The organism is Klebsiella grimontii (assembly GCF_042137965.1).
In the GTDB taxonomy this organism is placed as follows: Bacteria; Pseudomonadota; Gammaproteobacteria; order Enterobacterales; family Enterobacteriaceae; genus Klebsiella; species Klebsiella grimontii.
In genome coordinates, this window is the sequence record NZ_CP169721.1 from 2,477,983 (window position 1) to 2,496,829 (window position 18,847).

Below are 18,847 nucleotides of genomic sequence, written 5' to 3' on the forward strand. Positions count from 1 at the left end.
TTGTCGCGATTTCGCACTTTGAATCCAAGGAGACAGTCATGACAACGTATCGCAGTGAAAAAGACTCAATGGGCGCCATCGACGTGCCTGCTGACAAGCTATGGGGCGCGCAAACCCAGCGCTCGCTGGAACATTTCCGCATTTCGACGGAAAAAATGCCGGTCGAGCTTATCCACGCGCTGGCGCTGACCAAGCGCGCGGCGGCGAAGGTGAATAACGATCTCGGCCTGCTGGCCGCGGAGAAAGCGCAGGCGATTATTCAGGCCGCGGATGAAGTGCTGGCAGGCCAACATCCGGACGCCTTTCCGCTGGCTATCTGGCAAACCGGCTCCGGCACGCAAAGCAATATGAATATGAATGAGGTGCTGGCCAACCGCGCGAGTGAGCTGCTGGGCGGGGCGCGCGGGATGGAGCGTAAGGTGCACCCGAACGATGATGTCAACAAGAGCCAGAGCTCTAACGACGTTTTCCCGACGGCGATGCACGTGGCGGCGATAATTGCCCTGCGGGAGAAGCTGATTCCGCAGCTCAACGTGCTAAAGCAGACCCTGAACGATAAAGCCGTTGCCTTCAGCGACATCGTCAAAATCGGCCGCACCCACCTGCAGGACGCCACGCCGCTGACCCTCGGCCAGGAGATCTCCGGCTGGGTAGCGATGCTGGAGCATAATTTAAAACATATCGACCATAGCCTGCCGCATCTGGCGGAGCTGGCGCTGGGCGGGACGGCGGTGGGAACCGGGCTCAACACCCATCCGCAATACGCGGTACGCGTCGCCGCCGAGCTCGCGGCCTTAAGCGGCCAGCCGTTTGTCACCGCGCCGAATAAATTTGAAGCGCTGGCGACCGTGGATGCCCTGGTGCACGCCCACGGGGCGCTGAAAGGCCTGGCCGCCTCGCTGATGAAAATCGCCAACGATGTACGCTGGCTGGCTTCCGGCCCGCGCTGCGGGATTGGCGAAATTGCGATCCCGGAAAATGAACCGGGATCGTCGATTATGCCCGGCAAAGTCAACCCGACCCAGTGCGAAGCCCTGACTATGCTGTGCTGCCAGGTGATGGGTAACGATGTCGCGGTAAATATTGGCGGCGCATCGGGCAACTTTGAGCTCAACGTCTACCGCCCGCTGGTGATCCACAACTTCCTGCAATCGGTGCGGCTGCTGGCGGATGGGATGGAGAGCTTTAACGAGCACTGCGCGGTGGGGATTGAACCGAATCGTGAACGCATCAGCCAGCTGCTCAATGAGTCGCTGATGCTGGTCACCGCGCTGAACACCCATATTGGCTATGACAAAGCGGCGGAAATTGCCAAAAAGGCGCACAAAGAGGGGTTGACCCTGAAGGCATCCGCGCTGGCGCTCGGCTACCTGACGGAGGACGAGTTTGACCGGTGGGTTCGCCCGCAAGAGATGGTGGGCAGTCTGCCTACTCGCTAGCCAGCCACAGGTGCAGCCGCGGGATCAGAAGCCTGAGCGACTGCGCCTGCGGTTTATAGCGATACTGTACGTTCTCGGCGTCATAGTTCAGTAACTCACCGAGGTCCGGCACGCTGACCCCCTTCGTGCCGGATATCAGCGCAATCATCGGTCCCGGACAGGCGTATTGCACCTGTTTTTGTTCGCCGCTGTACCAGACCCGGGCGATGGGCTGCACCTTCACCGGCCGCTTTATCTTCAGCTTTGCCCGCTGCGGCAGGGCGGCAATATCCTGATACTCTCGCTCCAGCTTGCTTTGCCACTGCTCGCGCGTCCACGGCGGCACCGCCCGCGGCGACAGCAGGCTTTTTTCCAGCTGCATCAGCACCCGGTCACGGGTGAGGTTTTTAATCACGTGCTTATTGGCCCAGCCAAAGCGAATGGTGCTCGGATCGAGCAGCGGGGTCAGGGTACGGTAGGCGCTAAGCGTGATAAGCCCCGGCAGGTGGCGATGGACCCACTCAAACCGCGCGGCGGCAGGCAGGCCGGAATCGACGGTAATAATCTTCTCAAAGGTTGCTTTGAGGGCGTTGATATGGGCGATTTTGCCTGCCAGCTCAGCCTGTTGGTTGGCGTCACTTTGCAGGCAAATCGCGCCGGGCAAGCGCACGGCGGCCTTACTGCTGCGGGTTTCCGATTGCTGCTGGATAAACAGATGGCTGTAGTGCCTGAGCGCCATCTCCAGCGCGGTTTTGCCGGTATGCTGAACCACATTGATGCTGTCGAGCGGCTGGTGTTCCGCATCCTTGCTTACCGGCGGCAGCTCAAAGACGCGGGCAGCCAGCAGGCGGCATTGGCTCAGGGACTGTTTCAGCTCTTGCAGTTCGCGCTCGAGCTGGCGAAAGGTGCCGTTCAGACGTTCAACGAGGTCATAGCTGGCCATATTTCCCACCTTAGTTACAACATGCTTGACGTTTTTTTAACTATAGCAGACCTCAGCATCTGCGCAAAGGCTCGTCAGGCGGAGGTAAAACTCGGCAGCTGATGATACACCGGCCAGCTAAAGCAAAAACAGGCTCCGCCCAGCGCGCTCTCTTCGCAATGGACTTCCCCGGCCATAGCCTGGGCGATACTGTGAACGATAGCTAAACCGAGGCCACAGCCGCCGGTGGCGCGATCGCGGCTGGGGTCGAGGCGTACGAATGGCTCGAAAACTCTCGCGCGCTCAGCAGGCGCGATACCGGGACCATCATCTTCGACCCGCAGCGTCGCCCGCGAACCCTGCAGCGTCAGGCCGACCTGAATACGCCGATTGCTGTAGCGCAGGGCGTTGTTCACCAGATTATCCAGCACCCGTTCCATCAGGCGCATATCCAGCGCGCCGTAATTGCCGGCCAAAATGTCGCCTGGCGCGACTTCGCGCTGGGGATTAACCGTTTGAATATCTTCCACATGATCGCGGATCCACGCCGGGAAATCGGGGGTCGTCAGCTTCAGTTCGTTCTGCGGACGGTCAAGCCGCGCGTAGGTCAGCAGCTCTTCAATCAGCGCTTCCAACTGGCCGATGTCGCGGTTCAACGCCAGAGATTCGGCTTCGGTGAGGTTCTCGCTCATCTCGAGACGATAGCGCAGACGCACCAGCGGGGTTCGCAGCTCATGGGCGATACCATCGATCAGCTGTTTTTTGCTGGCGATAAGCGCGTTGATATTATCGGCCATCTGATTAAACGCCACGCCCAGCCGTTCGAAGCTGGACATGCTGTCGAAATGAATGCGTTCGCTAAGATGTCCGTCGCCGAAGCGCTGGGCGGCGGTCTCAATACGCAGCATGTCCTGCCAGTGCGGACGCATCCAGATCAATACCGGGAAGGCCAGCGAGATGGCGATAAAAGCCATCAGGGCCAGATCGAGCAGGCGCATCTCGTGCAAAAAATAGAGATAGGGCACCGGGCCGACGGAAAGCACGTAGTGGCTGCGCGGGATGCGCTGGATAAAGGTGTACTGATCGTCGAGAGCGACGATATCCCCGGCGCGCAGATGCTGCATCGAGTTCTCCGACAGCTTGAATTTGCTGATGGGTTCGATATGCAGATCGAAAGAGAGATTGAGATCCAGCTCTTTAAGCGTTTTGCTCCAGTCGCGCGGCGGGATCTCCCGCAGCTCGCTGCGCATCAGATAGAGCGAGCTTTTCATTAAATCGTCCAGAGACTGACGCCCGGCGCGTTCGGCGGTGAATTTGTACACCAGGCCAACCATCATAGTCATCACCAGGAAGCAGACGAACAGCAGCAGGTAAAACTGCACAAACAGCTTTTTCATTAAATCTCACTTAAAAAAGGTTAAATGCCTTTCTCATACCCTCAGAGGCATCATGAGGGCATTTTCCCCGGCAGAAACTTCGTGAAAACCCCTTTCTGCATTTTCATCCGCCGCTGGATTCGCTATGAAAGCAGGGTTCGCACCGGCTGACAACATCCGCTCTGCATAAGTTATGCGGCGGGCAGTCGACACACCCGGCAATCATGATCGCGCACACTCGAGGAGGCCATAGCAAGCGAGTGCTGACGCCGTCGCGTAAGCTTGTCAAAAAACAATTATAAGAAAGTGGTTATAGGTGAGGAGGGTTCAACTTGATATAACACCTTTTCTCATCTCTGCTGGACGTTATATGGCAATTTCGGCTAGAAACCAGCTGGCTGGTACGGTTAGCGCGACTGAACGTGGGGCATTTTGGTCAGCAAGAACCTTGCGTACCCGCCGATGCGTCCGATCATTTGCTACGAAAACGGCGATGCCCTACAGGGGGTTCCTTTCCGTCGCTGCGTTTCTGGCGCGGGACCATGCTGCAAAATCTGCAGAAACCATTGGCCTGGCATAAAAATAGCCCTGAACCTCATCGCAGCCGAGGCTTCGCAAGATCTCGACCGTTTTGCGATCCTCGACGCCTTCGGCCAGGACGATGTAATCGAGCTGCTTGAGAAGCTTGATAACGTTACGCACAATAATGCGGCTGGCTTTTTCGTCGACAATATGACTCACAATAGACCGGTCGAGTTTGATGATGTCCAGGGGCATTTGCCGCAGGTAATTAATGTTGCTGTATCCCGAACCAAAGTCATCCAGAGAAATTTTAAATCCACGTTTTTTAAGCATGTTCAACCCGTTAAGCGCGGCCGGACTTTCAAGCATCTTCTCGGTTTCCAGACACTCCAATCCCAGCAGCGCCGGCTCAAGAGACGCATTCCGCAGTTTCTGTTCAAGCTCCTCAGCGAAATCGGGCCGAGAAAAGTCACTGGCGGCCAGATTAATTGACACCGGCAGAGTCAGTCCCTGGTCCCGCCACTCGCTCAGCTGCGCGATAGTGCGATCGATAACCCAGGCCGTGAGCTCACGCATCAGGCTGGTCTTTTCGACCAGCGGGATAAATTCGCCGGGCAGGACTTCGCCGTTTGTCGGATGCTTCCATCTGACCAGCGCTTCAGCACCCGTCACGCGCCCGGTCGCCAGCGAGATTTTCGGCTGATAGACCAGATATAAGCCCTGGTTTCCCTGCAGCGTTTGTCTGAGTTCGGTCAGCAGGCTGAAATCCCTCTTTTTGCGGGTATCCAGGGCGTCATTATAGGTGGTAAAACGGAGCCCCTGGCTTATCGCCTCATGCAAAGCGCTCACCGCACGACGCAGAATTTCATTCGGCGTCAGGGTGCTGTCGCACAGCCCGGAGTCACCCATGTGAATATCCAAATCCAGGGGAACTTCCGGGCCAATCCTGGCCTGGGTTCCCTGAAGGTTTTGTGCAATGTTTTCCAGCGACAGAACCGTTGGCTCAGGCGTTAAAAAAGCAAATCGTCCGACCGCCACGGCGTAAAGCTGGCCCGCGAGAGGCAGACGTGCCTGCAGCTGAGCGGTCATGTCGCGAAGTAAGTTTTCTACGGCAATCATCCCCAATGAGCGGGCCATCTCGTAGGCAAAGGGCATATCAATGCAGTCAATGATGACCAGCCGGAAGGCGCTCACCGCCGACACCTCAATGTCCTTCAGCAGGCGCTGACGATTGGGTAATAGCGTGACGACGTCGGTATAGCCTACCGAGTGCCAGGAGGCTAAGAAGTCCGATACCAGCTCGGCCAGCGTGTTAAAGATAGCGACCTGCTCGTCGGAAAGTTCCCTGGGTTGCGTATCCAGGATACTCAAGGTACCCATGGCCACCCCATCCCGGGTTGTCAGCGGGCATCCCGCATAAAAACGAATGAACGGCGCTTCTCTGACGGCGCGATCGCGCTGAAAAACCGGGTGCTGATGCGTATCACGACAAATGAACGTTTTACCCTGTTTCAAGGTCTGTTCGCAAAATGCGTCGCCCAGGCGGGTTTCCGTGGCGGCGATATTCTGAGCGGATTTGATATATTGCTTTCCATCATCCAGCACCGAGACAAAACTCATCGGCATTTTCAGCAACTGGCAGACCAGATGCGTATACTTCTTTAATGCTTCGTCCCGTCCCTCGTCGGGATTTTTTAACAGGTCAATCGCCGCGCGTCTTTTACTCTCATCGTTGCTGAGATCGCTCAACATTTAAATACCCCCGTACAGTAGATATTTCGGTCATCCCAACCCACTGATGGTGTGAAGCTCTATACTCACGGCGGGTATCGATAGTGGCACAATCGCCATGGTTACCACCACATTAGAATGTTTTGCGCCGATCGGTTCCGGATTCGCCAGTTTTGCATTAAGCGCAACGCTTGTTTTAAGAATAGTTAATCATTAACAGGAGGGTGCAGTGACTGTGGCGACTTAACCTGCACTCACAGCTGACCCGTGAATTAATTGTCCCAGGCGTGGGGGGCGAACAGATAGCCTTTATTGCGTACCGTTTTGATGCGATAGGGCTCGGTCGCATTGTCGAGAAGCTTTTTGCGCAGCCGCGAAATGGCAACGTCGACGCTGCGGTCCATACCATCGTAGCTGACGCCGCGCAGGTTTTTTAATAACGCGTCGCGATCCATAATTTGTCCGGCGTGCGTCGCCAGCTCCCACAGCAGATCGAAATCCGCGGTGGATAACGCGACGCTTTCGCCGCTGAGCATGACCTGGCGATTGACCGGATCGATGCTCAGGGAGCCAAAGGTGATGGCTTTATGCGGGGTGAGGGAGGAGGGGACGCTACCTTCCGGCACGGCGACGTGCTGACGCAAATGCAGGCGCAGGCGGGCTAACAGTACCGCGGGCGGCGTGGTTTTCAGGATATAATCGCTGGCGCCCATTTCGAGAGAGAGAATATGGTTCATATCGCTGTCCAGCGAAGTGAGCAGGACGATGGGGCCCTGCCATTGGCCGCGCAAATCGCGGCACAGCGTCATACCGTCTTTACCCGGCAGCATGATATCCAGCAGCACCAGATCGGGCTTTTCGCGCGCGATAACCTCTTCCGCCCGGTCGCCGCGCGGTTCTACCACCACGTCCATATCGTGTTTGCCAAGGTAGGCGGCAATCAGTGCGCCGACCTCGGCATCGTCCTCAACGAAAACAATTTTATTCATATTGTGTATGCTTGTACTCATCTATCATCGTTTGAATCGCTTTGCCAGAATCGCGGCTGAGACGGCGCATGAGGCATCATAAGGTCAGCAGCCCATTCATCGCTATCGCCATTGTAAACCATTCGGGCATTAATATGAGCTATGTATTGGTGACGAAATTCGCTATGCTTCCCGGACTTGTGGTTCAGAGCTATGCTTTCACGTGACCAGACAATGATTGCGTTAATGACGAAAGTTCTGCGTATTATGGTCATGGGGTGCGGCAGAAGGTGGGCAGCGTCTGTCAGAACAGCCTCTGCCCGTAGAGAAATAGGCTGAGCTTGAGTCAGGGGAGAGCCTTATTCTGGCCTCTTTTGCCTCGCACCGTAGGGGCACAAGGCGAATTTGCAGAGACTTCTTCGATGGCAGATGAGCAACATAGGATTCTCATTGCCCGGACAATCGATATACCGGGCAAACGTTGACCACAGGATTTCCGTATAGGGGAAAGCGTGAATAACCTGTAAATCGCCGGGCTCGCCGTTAATGAGCACTTCATTTTGGGTGATGTTAATAACCGAACCAGTGTTCAAAAAATAATCACCATTATACCATATGATTAATTTGAGATTTTTAGCACTTGCCGCAACTGAAAATCCTGTTCCGGTTACAGGACATACAAGGCTATTTTCAATATTCCACTGCATGCTTAATGCGCTCCAGTAATTTATGAGCATTTTCGCGTTGATGTATATAGTTTGATAAGGTTTAAGGGGCTTTTTATTGTGCCTGAAGCGGGTCCAAACATGGAGGTTCCTTTAGCTGACGCTGACTTAGTTTAATATGGAATAATTGCAATTACATGAGTGTCTAATACTGATGTTGATAATAGCAACAAGTAAAAGATTCGAAAAACCGACCGGAGATGAACTAATAAGCTGCATTGTTGGTTGTGAATAGAATAAAATTCCGCACTGGATATCAAGATTAGATCGAAAGATCGTAAAATCAAATAATTACGATCATATCTACTACGCTGTATGTCATTAATGGCAAAGTATGCTTCTTTATGAAATCGGTTTTATTTTGATATAAATCAATATAACGGACTTTATTCTGCTGTTTTTCTAAAAAGTGTCTACGCGCGCTTATTGCGAATGAGTGCAGAAAGAATAGATTTAAAGTCATCAGTTATGCTAAAAACCGCCTATATCAATTAACCGTTGTCAGGCTATTTTATCAGTATTGATTTGCATCACTTACTGCGGATTAATGGTGCGAGTAAACTGATGAGATTATTGAGTTAACATCTGCTAAATATCATTCAGGCGTCCATGTTGCGCTTTAAAATATGTGTAAACCCTTAAAGGTGATGTGCAGGAAAAATATACTGTGGTGATAACGTCAAAAATAACGATATAAAAAATGTTATACGTATAACCAGGTAATTAGAGCATGCAGATGCTTTTCGCAGTAAAAACAAATGCGTTTGTGCAAAAGATGTTCAAAATAGGGTTAATTGATTTCAAATAGCACGGTCTTTGTCAGGGGATATCATCACCTGCCATAACCACCGTTATGGAGTAGTCAAATAGGTCTTGCGCCTGTTCAGTCTGCTCGCCGCTTTTGCGCATTTATAAATTCCCGCGCTTCCGTTATGCTGCGAATACATGTTGTTTAAATGTTAAGGCAAAAAGGAATGGAGCTGTTGATAAAAGCGCTGCTCGGGGCACTGGTTGTCGTCCTGATCGGCGTGCTGTCCAAAACGAAAAATTACTATATCGCCGGGTTAATTCCGCTTTTTCCCACTTTCGCCCTGATTGCGCACTACATCGTCGCCAGCGAGCGGGGTATCGAAGCGCTGCGCACCACCATCGTCTTTGGGATGTGGTCTATCATTCCGTACTTTATCTACTTGCTTTCGCTATGGTATTTCACCGGCGTTATGCGCCTGCCGTTTGCCCTGGCAGGCGCAGTGGTGTGCTGGAGCTTATGCGCGTGGCTACTCATTATTGGCTGGAGCCGTTTCCACTAGCGCAGATGGCGGCCGCCGTCGACGGCAAATGAGCGCCCGGTCACGTAGCTACTGCTGAACAGGTATTCAGTCAGGTCAATGATCTCTTTTTCGCCTGGGGCGATTTTCATCAGCGATTTATCGAGCGCCTGCCTGCGGTACTCCGCGTCATCCCCTTCATTAAATAAAATCAGCGAGGGGGCGATGGCGTTAACCTTAATTTCCGGCGCCAGCTTGCGGGCGAACGAGCGGCTCATATTATCCAGCGCCGCTTTGCTGGCGGCGTAGGCGATATGTTTGTCGCTGCCGCGCTCCACGACGTAGTCGGTGATATGGATAATATCACTGGCGGCATGACCGTGGCCGCGCAGCAGGCTCTCCAGGGCATGGTTGAGCAGGTAGGGGGCGTTGACGTGAATTTGCATCATGCTGGCGAGCACCGTGGTTAACGGGATCCCGGGCTTTTCCGCCATCCAGCCGCTGGCGTTATGAATGATGGCGCGCAGACCGCCGCTGGCGTGCGCTTCCACCTCTGCGGCGAACGCCAGAATGCTTTCATCCGTGCTGAAATCCGCGTGCAGGCAAACGGCTCCCGCTTCACGCAGCGCGTCGATGGCCGGATACCAGGTACGATAGCTGATGATAACGGGCTGCTGGCGGGCCACAAAATGGCGGGCCAGGGCGAGGCCGATGCGACGGCCCCCGCCGGTAATCAGGATCGGGCGAGGCTGGATGTCAGCCATGGAGATCTCCTTTGAGTTCAGCGGCAGGGTAACCGCTTACCCTACCAACATCCACGTTGCCGGTACGGCGGCAACCAGCAAAAAACCAATTAATACCAGGTCACGGCGTTTGAGCGGGCGATCGTGCTGGTGTGTACGACGGGCATACAGGAAAACCAGAAGACCCGGAGCGTAAAGTATCACCGACAACAATAAATGCACAGGGCCGGACGCATATAATAACCATAAGCCATAAATGCAGGCGCCGACACCGACCGCCTTGTGCAGCGGACGCCGGGCAATCTTCAGCAGAAAGGCGCCGACGAGAAAGTAGGGGACCAGGATCATCTCTGAGGCGATGGTTAGCAGCGTGCTGTAATCTGAGCCGGTAAGCCAAATCAACACCAGCGAAGCCTGTACGCTGATATTGGTGAGCCACAGCGAAGACGACGGCGCGTTGTTTTTATTGGTTCGGGCAAACAGGCGCGGGAATGCTTTATGCGTCGCTGCCAGATAGGGCACCTCCGCCGCCATAATCGTCCAGCTCAGATACGCGCCGCAGACGGAGATAATCAGCCCGGCAGCGATCACAATTTCGCCCCAGGAGCCCATCATGTTGACCATCAGGCCGGCCATTGACGGGTTGCGGATTTCCGCCAGTTCGCTACGCGGCACAACCCCTAACGAGAGAAGCGTCACCAGCAAATAGACCGCCAGCGCGGAGAGTACCGCCAGCAGCGTCGCGCGCCCGACATCCTGTTTATTACGCGCGCGGGCGGAAACCACGACCGCGCCTTCGACGCCGATAAACACCCACAGGGTGATCAGCATGGTGTTTTTCACCTGCTCCCATACCGGTACGCCCAGCGCCAGGCCGCTAAAATCGAGGCGAAATGTCTCCATACGAAACGCCATAGCGGCCAGCGCGATAAACGCCCCGAGAGGCAGCAGCTTGGCCAGCGTCGCGGCCAGGTTGATACCGGCCGCCGTTTGAACGCCGCGCAGAACCAGGAAATGGACAATCCACAGCAGGACCGAGGCGCCGATGATGGATTGCCAGGTATTGCCATCGCCGAACAGGCGCAGTTCGGGCGTATCGGTAAAGAAGCTGAGCGCCGAGAAGACGATAACCAGGTAGGAGACGTTGGCGACAACCGCGCACAGCCAGTAGCCCCAGGCGGAGCAGAAGCCAATCAGCTCGCCGAAACCTTCCCGGGCGTAGGTGAAAATACCGCCGTCGAGGTCGGGGCGAATCCGCGTGAGCAGCAGCATGGCAAAGGCGAGGAACAGGATCCCCACGCCGGTGATGCCCCAGCCGATAAGCAGCGCGGAAGGGCTGGCAACGGCTGCCATGTTCTGCGGCAGACTGAATACACCCGCCCCCAGCATCGAGCTAAGTACCAGCGCGGTCAGGGCGCTAAGGCCCAGTTTCTTTTCCATTGCATTCCCGAGGTGATAATCATCAAGCTAAGAATATTTATTTGGCGAAATCGCATAAAAATGGAGGATTGCGCTAAGGCGCGGGATTTTACGGAGTGTTTTGTATGCATGCAATGGAGAGAAATGAAAAAAAGAAAAAAGGCGACTAATCGCCGCCTTTTTGTTCAGCTCAGCTACCGTTATTTATACAGGTCGGCGCTGATGGTGATGTTGCCGCCTCGTTCCTGCCACTGACGGGTAATGTGGTAGTACTTCGCGCCTTTCTTCGCGGCGCGCTTAGCCGTCTGGTAGGAGATTTCCGTCATGTTACCGTAGTTACCGGTGAACTTGATGCTGTCGTAAGGAACCATCTGCGCGGCGGTGATTTTATTCACTTCCTCGACCCTGGTGCCGTCCGGCAGCGTGACGGTGTAACGCCCGCCTTTAGACGATTGCGTTTCAAAGAAACGGCCTACGCCGGTGCCGGAACCGACCGCTGCGGTCGTTGCCACGCCAGGAATTTCAACTTTCTTAGCAGCCTCTCCGCCTTCGGCCAGCGCTGCGCGACCGGCTTCTGAATCTGCCGGGATCGCATCCGGGCTTTGCAGAACGCGTTTTTTGGCATCCGCTTTGTAGATATAGGCGGTGATGCGCTGGTTGCCGCCCTGGTTGGCATCAACCTGGCGTACGATAAAGAAAGAGGCTGCGCCCTTGGCTTTCGCGGCTTTGGTAATGGCGTCGTTGACTTCCGGCTGGCTGCGGTAGAAGCCCTGTACGGTGACGGTATCAAACGGCTCCAGCTCAACGGCCTGATCCTTCGGTAATTCCATTATGCCGTTGATAATGCGGTTTTTTGGCGCGTCGGCCTGCGGGGCATTTTCTTTATAAAAATCGGCCGTTACGCGCAGGTTGCCGCCGCTGCCAAAATCGGAGGTGTCGACAACATAAAAGGAAGCTGCGCCTTCTTTGTCCGCTTTACGGGAAACTGCCTGCACCGCATCGCCAATGGCGTTAAAACGACCGGTCACCACAACGCGATCGTAGGGCTTCAGCGCTGCCGCCTGCTCCGGAGTCAGCTCGGTCGCTGCATGGGCAGACAACGCGGTGGTAGCCAGAAGAGCAGACGCCAGGAGTGAGTTCTTAAGCTTCATAAAAATAATCCTTTGCCTTGCGCAAACCATGTACGGGTATTGTTGTTGACTGAAAACATTTGATTATTGCATTTATCGTGAGTGACTGTCTGCGTCAATTTTCACTTGCCGCTCTAAACGTATACTGCAGAAATATAACATTTTTCGATATGTTGAAAAAACAGCCGCTTGACCAGCAAAATCGATAATCGATATCACTTTCATAAGTTAACATAATGTTAACACGCTGATCCAGACGGCGATAAATGGTGAATTAACCCTTCTGCCAAGCGGATTATCAGGCGCTGGCATAAAAATAAGGTAAATATTGCTGCCTGACACGGTAAGCCGGGCGTTTTACCAATAAAATCAAAATTTCTGTTTTATTGCTGTAGATCACAATCGGTATTTTCAGTAGGTTATAAAAAGTTTGTTACTGTTTTATTTTTTCAGACATATGTTGGGGGGCGCGTTCATCCGCCTTTGCGACGGTCGCTTGTAAGAAAAGTAAACCATCATCAAAAACCGATGGAAGGGAAAACTATGCGTATTGGTGTACCAAAAGAGAGACTCGCCCAGGAAACCCGGGCCGCCGCCACGCCGAAAACGGTGGAGCAGCTGCTAAAGCTTGGGTTCAGCGTCGCGGTAGAAAGCGGTGCCGGTAAGTTGGCCAGTTTCGACGATGAAGCCTTCGTTCAGGCTGGAGCGGAGATCGTGAGCGGTGATGACGTATGGCAGTCTGACGTCATTCTGAAAGTGAACGCGCCCGATGACGATGAAATCCTGCTGCTTAATCCCGGCACGACGCTTATCAGCTTTATCTGGCCGGCGCAAAACCCGCAGCTGATGGAAAAACTGGCGGCGCGCAACATCAATGTGATGGCGATGGATTCGGTGCCGCGTATTTCGCGCGCGCAGTCGCTGGATGCGTTAAGTTCAATGGCTAACATCGCCGGCTACCGCGCGATCGTGGAAGCCGCCCACGAGTTTGGCCGTTTCTTCACCGGGCAGATCACCGCGGCAGGTAAGGTACCGCCCGCGAAGGTGATGGTGATCGGCGCCGGGGTTGCTGGTCTGGCGGCCATCGGCGCGGCCAATAGCCTCGGGGCAATCGTCCGCGCGTTTGATACCCGTCCGGAAGTGAAAGAACAGGTGCAGAGTATGGGCGCCGAGTTCCTTGAGCTGGATTTTAAAGAGGAAGCGGGCAGCGGCGACGGCTATGCCAAAGTCATGTCTGAAGCCTTTATTAAAGCCGAGATGGCGCTCTTTGCCGCCCAGGCGAAAGATGTCGACATCATCGTCACCACCGCGCTGATTCCGGGTAAACCGGCGCCGAAGCTGATTACCCGCGAAATGGTCGACTCCATGAAGCCCGGCAGCGTGGTGGTTGATCTGGCGTCGCAAAACGGCGGCAACTGTGAATACACCGTGCCGGGTCAGGTAGTCACCACCGCCAACGGCGTGAAGATTATCGGTTATACCGATCTCCCTGGCCGTCTGCCAACGCAGTCTTCGCAGCTGTACGGTACCAATCTGGTCAACCTGCTCAAGCTGCTGTGCAAAGAGAAAGACGGCAATGTCGTTATCGATTTTGATGATGTCGTTATCCGCGGCGTTACCGTGGTTCGCGAAGGTGAAATCACCTGGCCCGCGCCACCCATTCAGGTATCTGCTCAGCCGCAGGCGGCAGCGAAAAAGGTTGAAGCGCCAAAAGCTGAAGCGAAACCGAGCTCGCCGCTGCGCAAGTATGCGCTGATGGCGCTGGCGATTATTCTGTTTGGCTGGCTGGCCAGCGTGGCGCCAAAAGAGTTCCTCGGCCACTTTACCGTCTTTGCGCTCTCCTGCGTGGTCGGTTACTACGTCGTCTGGAACGTATCCCACGCGCTGCATACGCCGCTGATGTCGGTCACTAACGCCATTTCCGGCATTATTGTGGTCGGGGCATTGTTACAGATAGGCCACGGCGGCTGGGTCAGCTTCCTGAGCTTTATCGCGGTGCTGATCGCCAGCATTAATATTTTTGGTGGTTTCACCGTCACTCAGCGCATGCTGAAAATGTTCCGCAAAGGATAAGGGGTAACAAATGTCTGGTGGATTAGTTACAGCTGCATACATTGTTGCCGCGATTCTATTTATTTTTAGCCTGGCGGGGCTTTCTAAACACGAAACCTCGCAACAGGGCAACTACTACGGTATTGCCGGGATGGCGATTGCCCTGGTGGCGACCATTCTGGGGCCGGACAGCAGCAACGTCGCGTGGATCCTGCTGGCGATGGTTATCGGCGGCGCTATCGGTATTCGTCTGGCGAAGAAAGTTGAAATGACCGAAATGCCGGAGCTGGTGGCGATTCTGCACAGCTTCGTGGGCCTGGCGGCGGTGCTGGTAGGCTTTAACAGCTATCTGCAGCATGAAACAGGGATGGAACAGATTCTGGTCAATATTCATCTGACCGAAGTGTTCCTCGGCATCTTCATCGGTGCGGTGACCTTCACCGGCTCCGTCGTGGCGTTTGGCAAACTGTGCGGCAAGATGTCTTCAAAGCCGCTGATGCTGCCGAACCGTCATAAGCTGAACCTGGCGGCGCTGGTGGTTTCTTTCCTGCTGCTGATCGTTTTCGTACGTACCGACAGCATCGGCATGCAGGTACTGTGCCTGCTGGTGATGACCGTTATCGCCCTGGCGTTTGGCTGGCACCTGGTGGCCTCCATCGGCGGCGCGGATATGCCGGTCGTGGTGTCAATGCTGAACTCCTACTCCGGTTGGGCGGCGGCAGCAGCGGGCTTTATGCTCAGCAACGACCTGCTTATCGTAACTGGCGCGCTGGTAGGTTCTTCCGGTGCGATTCTGTCGTACATCATGTGTAAGGCGATGAACCGTTCGTTCTTCAGCGTGATTGCCGGTGGCTTTGGTTCTGACGGCACGGCCTCCACGGCGGATGAAGAAGTGGGCGAGCACCGTGAAATCAGCGCCGAAGAAACCGCAGAGATGCTGAAAGGTTCGCAGTCGGTGATCATCACCCCGGGCTACGGCATGGCGGTGGCGCAGGCCCAGTATCCGGTCGCGGAAATCACCGAGCGACTGCGCGCGCGCGGAATCAAAGTGCGTTTCGGTATTCACCCGGTTGCCGGGCGTCTGCCGGGCCATATGAACGTACTGCTGGCGGAAGCGAAAGTCCCGTATGACATCGTGCTGGAGATGGATGAGATCAACGATGATTTCTCCGATACCGACACCGTGCTGGTGATCGGCGCTAACGACACCGTTAACCCGGCCGCGCAGGACGATCCGGGCAGCCCGATCGCCGGTATGCCGGTGCTGGAAGTGTGGAAAGCGCAGAATGTGATTGTATTTAAGCGTTCGATGAACACTGGCTACGCCGGCGTACAGAACCCGCTGTTCTTTAAAGAGAACACCCACATGCTGTTTGGCGATGCCAAAGCCAGCGTCGATGCGATTCTGAAAGCACTGTAGAGCCTGGTCTTTTAAAACCTGTGCTTCTTAAGCCGTCTCCTGTGAGACGGCTTTTTTATATAGGTTATCAAGTGATTATTTGCTCATAAAATAATCAGGCGAGAGTGTTATAATAGGCCTGTTTTTCACTCAAACTGAGGATATTATGGATACCGAGTTAACCCCCACGCAACTGGCCATCGAATTTCTGCGCCGTGACCCCGCTGCTTTAACCCCCGCGCAGTATCTGAAAAAGCTGAAACTACTGGAACTTGAGTTTGCTGACTTAATGGCGCTTTCGTCCATGGAGCTGAAAGAAGAGATCGATCACGCCTGGCGTTTAGGTATCCACTAACGTTTTCGTTACCGATAAAGCGATAGAAGATAAGGGCCGGGCGGCCCTTTATTTTGTTTATAAAATGCAAAAAAATCCCCCGCGCTGGCGGGGGATGAAGTTTTTTACTCTTACTGAAGGCGAGTGACTAATCGTCTTCTTCGTCGTCCAGCTCAACCGGCGTCTGGTATTGATCCGGCTTCAGCGCCAGCAGGTCGCAGCGCAGGTGGTCAATCACCTGCTCGGCGGTATTGCCGAGGAAGGCCGCCGATAGGCCGGTACGACCCACGGTGCCCAGCACCACGATGCCCGCCTGCAGATGTTCAGACAGATCGGGGATCACCTCTTCAGGAAGACCTTTTTCAACGTGGGTGCGGCCTTCATCGATGCCGAATTTCTGCCGCAGCGCTTTCATGGCCAGCAAATGCTGACCGCGAATGGCGTCGTTATAAACGCTGGGGTCAAAATCAGGGAGCTCAATCGCGATATTGATGGGCGTGACGGGATAGGCGCCCACCAGATGGACCTCGGTATGGTTAACCTGTTCCGCCAGCTCAATCGCTTCGCGTACCAGCTTTTCATTGAGCGCGTTGTGGTAGTTCTCTTCGCTGGCGAGATTGACCGCCACCAGCGCTTTACCCCCTTCCGGCCACGGCTGATCTTTGACCATCCATACCGGGCACGGGCATTTGCGCAGCAGGTGCCAGTCCGTTGGGGTGAAAATCACCGCTTCCAGCTTGTCGTGCTGGTGCGCCATTTTCAGCACTAAATCATGCTTGTCGCTAATGATTTCCTGGATAATGGCTTCGAAGGGACGATTGTGCCACACCACTTTGATATCAATGGGCACGCCGGATTCAATATAGAATTTTGCCTGCTCGCGGATCCAGGCGGTACGCTGGCCGATGACGCCCTGGCGCATGGCCGTGCGTTCGTCAGGAGACAGCAGGGTGGTCATTTCATAAGAAAAATCATAGATCGGCAAAAAGGCTTTGATGCGTCCACCAATCCGTTGGTGCAGATACACCGCGCGCCGCAATGCAGGCTGGTCGTCCTGATTGGGGTCGATTACTACCAGCATGTTCTGATACTTCGCCATACAGGGTCTCCTTACAACTGTAACTACAGTTTGTCCTTAAAAAGATAACCTATATGGATGAAATGAAACAGGGGAGGAGCCTGGCCAGATCAACAAATTAGAAAAAAATTCGCGATCCGGCCGGATACAGAGGGACTATCAGGCGACGTTGCGGGCCTGGCCAGCAAGCTGCGCCAGCAGGTCGCTGTTTTCAATGGTGATATATTTACCTTTAACCGCCAGCATACCGCTTTTCTGGAAACGCCCCAGCAGGCGGCTGATGGTTTCCACCGTCAGGCCCAGATAGTTGCCGATATCGCCACGGGTCATGGTGAGGCGGAACTCACGCGGAGAGAAGCCGCGCTGCGCAAAACGGCGGGACAGGTTGTAGATAAAGGCCGCCAGGCGCTCCTCTGCGTTCTTTTTGGAAAGCAGCAGGATCATATCCTGATCGCCTTTAATCTCGCCGCTCATCAGACGCATCATCTGCTGACGGAGATTCGGCATCTTACCGGAGAGATCGTCCAGCGTTTCAAAAGGAATCTCGCAGACCATTGAGGTTTCCAGCGCCTGGGCAAAGCTTGGGTGGTGGCCGGTGCCGATGGCGTCAAAGCCGACCAGATCGCCCGCCAGATGAAAACCGGTGATTTGCTCATCGCCCTGTTCGGTGATGGTGTAGCTTTTAATGGTGCCAGAACGAATTGCATACAGCGATTTCAGCTCATCACCGGCTTTGAACAAGGTTTGTCCTTTCTGGATAGGCTTTTTCCGCTCGATAATGTTATCAAGCTGATCAAGCTCATGCTCGTTCAGAGTAAAAGGGATGCAAAGCTGGCTAATGCTGCAATCCTGGCAATGGATTGCACAACCGCCAGACTGAATGCGTCGTATAATTCGCTTTTCCGGGATCATAAGTCTGCTCAGGCTTTAATTGATATTGGTCAATTTTAACATCTTTTTGGTGAGCAGGTAAGTCTCGAACCCCTGAAACACGTAATATTAAAAGGGTAAATCAGTTACCTGATTTATCCAATTGATTATAATGGGTTTATCTGGCGAGAAATGATTGTAAAATTACCGGAAGATTCCAAAAAAGGCACTTACAGTCAAAGGAGCAGATAGCCTTCGTGGCGCAACAGCCACTCTTTACGCTGCACGCCGCCGGCATAACCGGTCATGGTACCGTTACGCCCGATCACGCGATGGCAGGGCACCACAATACTGACCGGATTTGAACCGTTGGCGGCACCCACGGCGCGCGCGGCGCCCGGACGCCCCAGCGTCTCCGCGAGCTGACCGTAGTGCATGACCTGGCCGCAGGGGATGGTGCGCAGCGCTTGCCAGACCTGCCGCTGAAACGGCGTGCCGCCGGTGGCGGTCGGTAAGGTGTCGATAATGGCGAGATTCCCAGCGAAGTAATCGCTGAGCTTACTGCTCAGCCCTCCCGGGTTACCGGAATCAACGCGTTCGTAGCCTTCACCCCGATAATGGATATCCAGCAGTTGCTCCATGCGGTCGCGGTGCTGATCCCACTCAACGGCCCGCAGGTTGAACTGCTCATCACAAATTACCCACAGCGGCCCCAGCGGGGTGTCAATTTTATCCTGCAACAGCGTCAGCATCGGTAATCCTTCATCGCGGTTATATTGGCAGGGCATCACCATACCACGACGCGAGGTTAGCAAACTATACCCCGAAAAGGTCAACAAACCGGGCCAGCATGGACTATTAATTATGGAGTGGGGTAGCGATGTTTATTTTT

16 protein-coding genes are annotated in these 18,847 nt (G+C 54.4%); 5 read left to right on the forward strand and 11 right to left on the reverse strand.

Features of this window, described 5'->3' with window-relative positions; genetic code table 11:
- Window positions 1–38: 38 nt before the first annotated feature.
- The gene (gene fumC / locus ACE3MN_RS11775) at window positions 39–1,439 is read left to right on the forward strand and encodes a class II fumarate hydratase (RefSeq protein WP_024357996.1); all 1,401 of its coding nucleotides are present in this window, start codon (window positions 39–41) and stop codon (window positions 1,437–1,439) included.
- On the opposite strand, the gene tus is transcribed toward fumC, so the two are convergent.
- From tus to iraM, 5 genes are all read right to left on the reverse strand, one after another.
- Window positions 1,429–2,361, reverse strand: coding sequence for a DNA replication terminus site-binding protein (gene tus, locus ACE3MN_RS11780; protein WP_049085801.1), 933 nt, complete (start codon window positions 2,359–2,361; stop codon window positions 1,429–1,431). The genes fumC and tus overlap by 11 nt on opposite strands.
- A gap of 74 nt (window positions 2,362–2,435) precedes the next feature.
- Complete coding sequence (gene rstB / locus ACE3MN_RS11785; RefSeq protein ID WP_049085800.1) at window positions 2,436–3,737, reverse strand: two-component system sensor histidine kinase RstB; 1,302 nt, start codon at window positions 3,735–3,737, stop codon at window positions 2,436–2,438.
- A gap of 477 nt (window positions 3,738–4,214) precedes the next feature.
- Window positions 4,215–5,990 (reverse strand): GGDEF domain-containing phosphodiesterase, encoded by a 1,776-nt coding sequence (locus ACE3MN_RS11790; protein WP_112070521.1) that lies wholly within the window; start codon window positions 5,988–5,990, stop codon window positions 4,215–4,217.
- A gap of 251 nt (window positions 5,991–6,241) precedes the next feature.
- A complete protein-coding gene (gene rstA / locus ACE3MN_RS11795) occupies window positions 6,242–6,958 on the reverse strand; it encodes a two-component system response regulator RstA (protein ID WP_004134406.1) in 717 nt (238 codons plus the stop codon).
- A 338-nt stretch (window positions 6,959–7,296) separates the two neighbouring features.
- Window positions 7,297–7,644, reverse strand: a complete 348-nt coding sequence (gene iraM / locus ACE3MN_RS11800; protein ID WP_004134408.1) for an anti-adapter protein IraM — start codon at window positions 7,642–7,644, stop codon at window positions 7,297–7,299.
- 992 nt (window positions 7,645–8,636) lie between these two features.
- Here iraM and ACE3MN_RS11805 point away from each other — a divergent pair.
- The gene (locus tag ACE3MN_RS11805) at window positions 8,637–8,972 is read left to right on the forward strand and encodes a GlpM family protein (protein ID WP_102649686.1); all 336 of its coding nucleotides are present in this window, start codon (window positions 8,637–8,639) and stop codon (window positions 8,970–8,972) included.
- On the opposite strand, the gene folM is transcribed toward ACE3MN_RS11805, so the two are convergent.
- From folM to ydgH, 3 genes are all read right to left on the reverse strand, one after another.
- Window positions 8,969–9,694: a dihydromonapterin reductase gene (folM, locus tag ACE3MN_RS11810; protein ID WP_004134410.1), complete on the reverse strand. Its 726-nt coding sequence runs from the start codon at window positions 9,692–9,694 to the stop codon at window positions 8,969–8,971. The two genes, ACE3MN_RS11805 and folM, sit on opposite strands and share 4 nt — an antisense overlap.
- A gap of 36 nt (window positions 9,695–9,730) precedes the next feature.
- The gene (locus ACE3MN_RS11815; RefSeq protein WP_064411759.1) at window positions 9,731–11,113 is read right to left on the reverse strand and encodes an amino acid permease; all 1,383 of its coding nucleotides are present in this window, start codon (window positions 11,111–11,113) and stop codon (window positions 9,731–9,733) included.
- A gap of 179 nt (window positions 11,114–11,292) precedes the next feature.
- Window positions 11,293–12,243, reverse strand: coding sequence for a DUF1471 family protein YdgH (gene ydgH, locus ACE3MN_RS11820; protein ID WP_004134413.1), 951 nt, complete (start codon window positions 12,241–12,243; stop codon window positions 11,293–11,295).
- A gap of 522 nt (window positions 12,244–12,765) precedes the next feature.
- On the opposite strand from ydgH, the gene pntA reads away from it, so the two are divergent.
- The 3 genes from pntA to ACE3MN_RS11835 all read left to right on the forward strand — a co-directional run bounded on the left by pntA (window position 12,766) and on the right by ACE3MN_RS11835 (window position 16,028).
- Window positions 12,766–14,295, forward strand: a complete 1,530-nt coding sequence (gene pntA / locus ACE3MN_RS11825) for a Re/Si-specific NAD(P)(+) transhydrogenase subunit alpha (RefSeq protein ID WP_004119626.1) — start codon at window positions 12,766–12,768, stop codon at window positions 14,293–14,295.
- Window positions 14,296–14,305: 10 nt separating this feature from the next.
- Window positions 14,306–15,694, forward strand: coding sequence for a Re/Si-specific NAD(P)(+) transhydrogenase subunit beta (gene pntB, locus ACE3MN_RS11830; protein WP_004134414.1), 1,389 nt, complete (start codon window positions 14,306–14,308; stop codon window positions 15,692–15,694).
- 145 nt (window positions 15,695–15,839) lie between these two features.
- Window positions 15,840–16,028 carry a YdiH family protein gene (locus tag ACE3MN_RS11835; RefSeq protein WP_004102581.1) on the forward strand — a complete coding sequence of 63 codons (189 nt, stop codon included), beginning with the start codon at window positions 15,840–15,842 and terminating at the stop codon, window positions 16,026–16,028.
- A 127-nt stretch (window positions 16,029–16,155) separates the two neighbouring features.
- On the opposite strand, the gene uspE is transcribed toward ACE3MN_RS11835, so the two are convergent.
- The 3 genes from uspE to ogt all read right to left on the reverse strand — a co-directional run bounded on the left by uspE (window position 16,156) and on the right by ogt (window position 18,707).
- Window positions 16,156–17,106 (reverse strand): universal stress protein UspE, encoded by a 951-nt coding sequence (gene uspE / locus ACE3MN_RS11840; protein ID WP_024358004.1) that lies wholly within the window; start codon window positions 17,104–17,106, stop codon window positions 16,156–16,158.
- Between the two features lie 138 nt (window positions 17,107–17,244).
- A complete protein-coding gene (gene fnr / locus ACE3MN_RS11845; protein ID WP_004102577.1) occupies window positions 17,245–17,997 on the reverse strand; it encodes a fumarate/nitrate reduction transcriptional regulator Fnr in 753 nt (250 codons plus the stop codon).
- A gap of 194 nt (window positions 17,998–18,191) precedes the next feature.
- Window positions 18,192–18,707, reverse strand: coding sequence for a methylated-DNA--[protein]-cysteine S-methyltransferase (ogt, locus tag ACE3MN_RS11850; protein WP_102649685.1), 516 nt, complete (start codon window positions 18,705–18,707; stop codon window positions 18,192–18,194).
- Between the last annotated feature and the right edge of the window lie 140 nt (window positions 18,708–18,847).

Coding starts and splice junctions, on each gene's coding strand:
- pntB (WP_004134414.1), top strand. CDS start 14,306: ATGTCTGGTGGATTAGTTACAGCTGCATACATTGTTGCCGCGATTCTA.
- ACE3MN_RS11835 (WP_004102581.1), top strand. CDS start 15,840: ATGGATACCGAGTTAACCCCCACGCAACTGGCCATCGAATTTCTGCGC.
- ACE3MN_RS11790 (WP_112070521.1), bottom strand. CDS start 5,990: ATGTTGAGCGATCTCAGCAACGATGAGAGTAAAAGACGCGCGGCGATT.
- folM (WP_004134410.1), bottom strand. CDS start 9,694: ATGGCTGACATCCAGCCTCGCCCGATCCTGATTACCGGCGGGGGCCGT.
- ydgH (WP_004134413.1), bottom strand. CDS start 12,243: ATGAAGCTTAAGAACTCACTCCTGGCGTCTGCTCTTCTGGCTACCACC.
- ACE3MN_RS11805 (WP_102649686.1), top strand. CDS start 8,637: ATGGAGCTGTTGATAAAAGCGCTGCTCGGGGCACTGGTTGTCGTCCTG.
- uspE (WP_024358004.1), bottom strand. CDS start 17,106: ATGGCGAAGTATCAGAACATGCTGGTAGTAATCGACCCCAATCAGGAC.
- pntA (WP_004119626.1), top strand. CDS start 12,766: ATGCGTATTGGTGTACCAAAAGAGAGACTCGCCCAGGAAACCCGGGCC.
- tus (WP_049085801.1), bottom strand. CDS start 2,361: ATGGCCAGCTATGACCTCGTTGAACGTCTGAACGGCACCTTTCGCCAG.
- rstA (WP_004134406.1), bottom strand. CDS start 6,958: ATGAATAAAATTGTTTTCGTTGAGGACGATGCCGAGGTCGGCGCACTG.
- fumC (WP_024357996.1), top strand. CDS start 39: ATGACAACGTATCGCAGTGAAAAAGACTCAATGGGCGCCATCGACGTG.
- iraM (WP_004134408.1), bottom strand. CDS start 7,644: ATGCAGTGGAATATTGAAAATAGCCTTGTATGTCCTGTAACCGGAACA.
- ACE3MN_RS11815 (WP_064411759.1), bottom strand. CDS start 11,113: ATGGAAAAGAAACTGGGCCTTAGCGCCCTGACCGCGCTGGTACTTAGC.
- rstB (WP_049085800.1), bottom strand. CDS start 3,737: ATGAAAAAGCTGTTTGTGCAGTTTTACCTGCTGCTGTTCGTCTGCTTC.
- ogt (WP_102649685.1), bottom strand. CDS start 18,707: ATGCTGACGCTGTTGCAGGATAAAATTGACACCCCGCTGGGGCCGCTG.
- fnr (WP_004102577.1), bottom strand. CDS start 17,997: ATGATCCCGGAAAAGCGAATTATACGACGCATTCAGTCTGGCGGTTGT.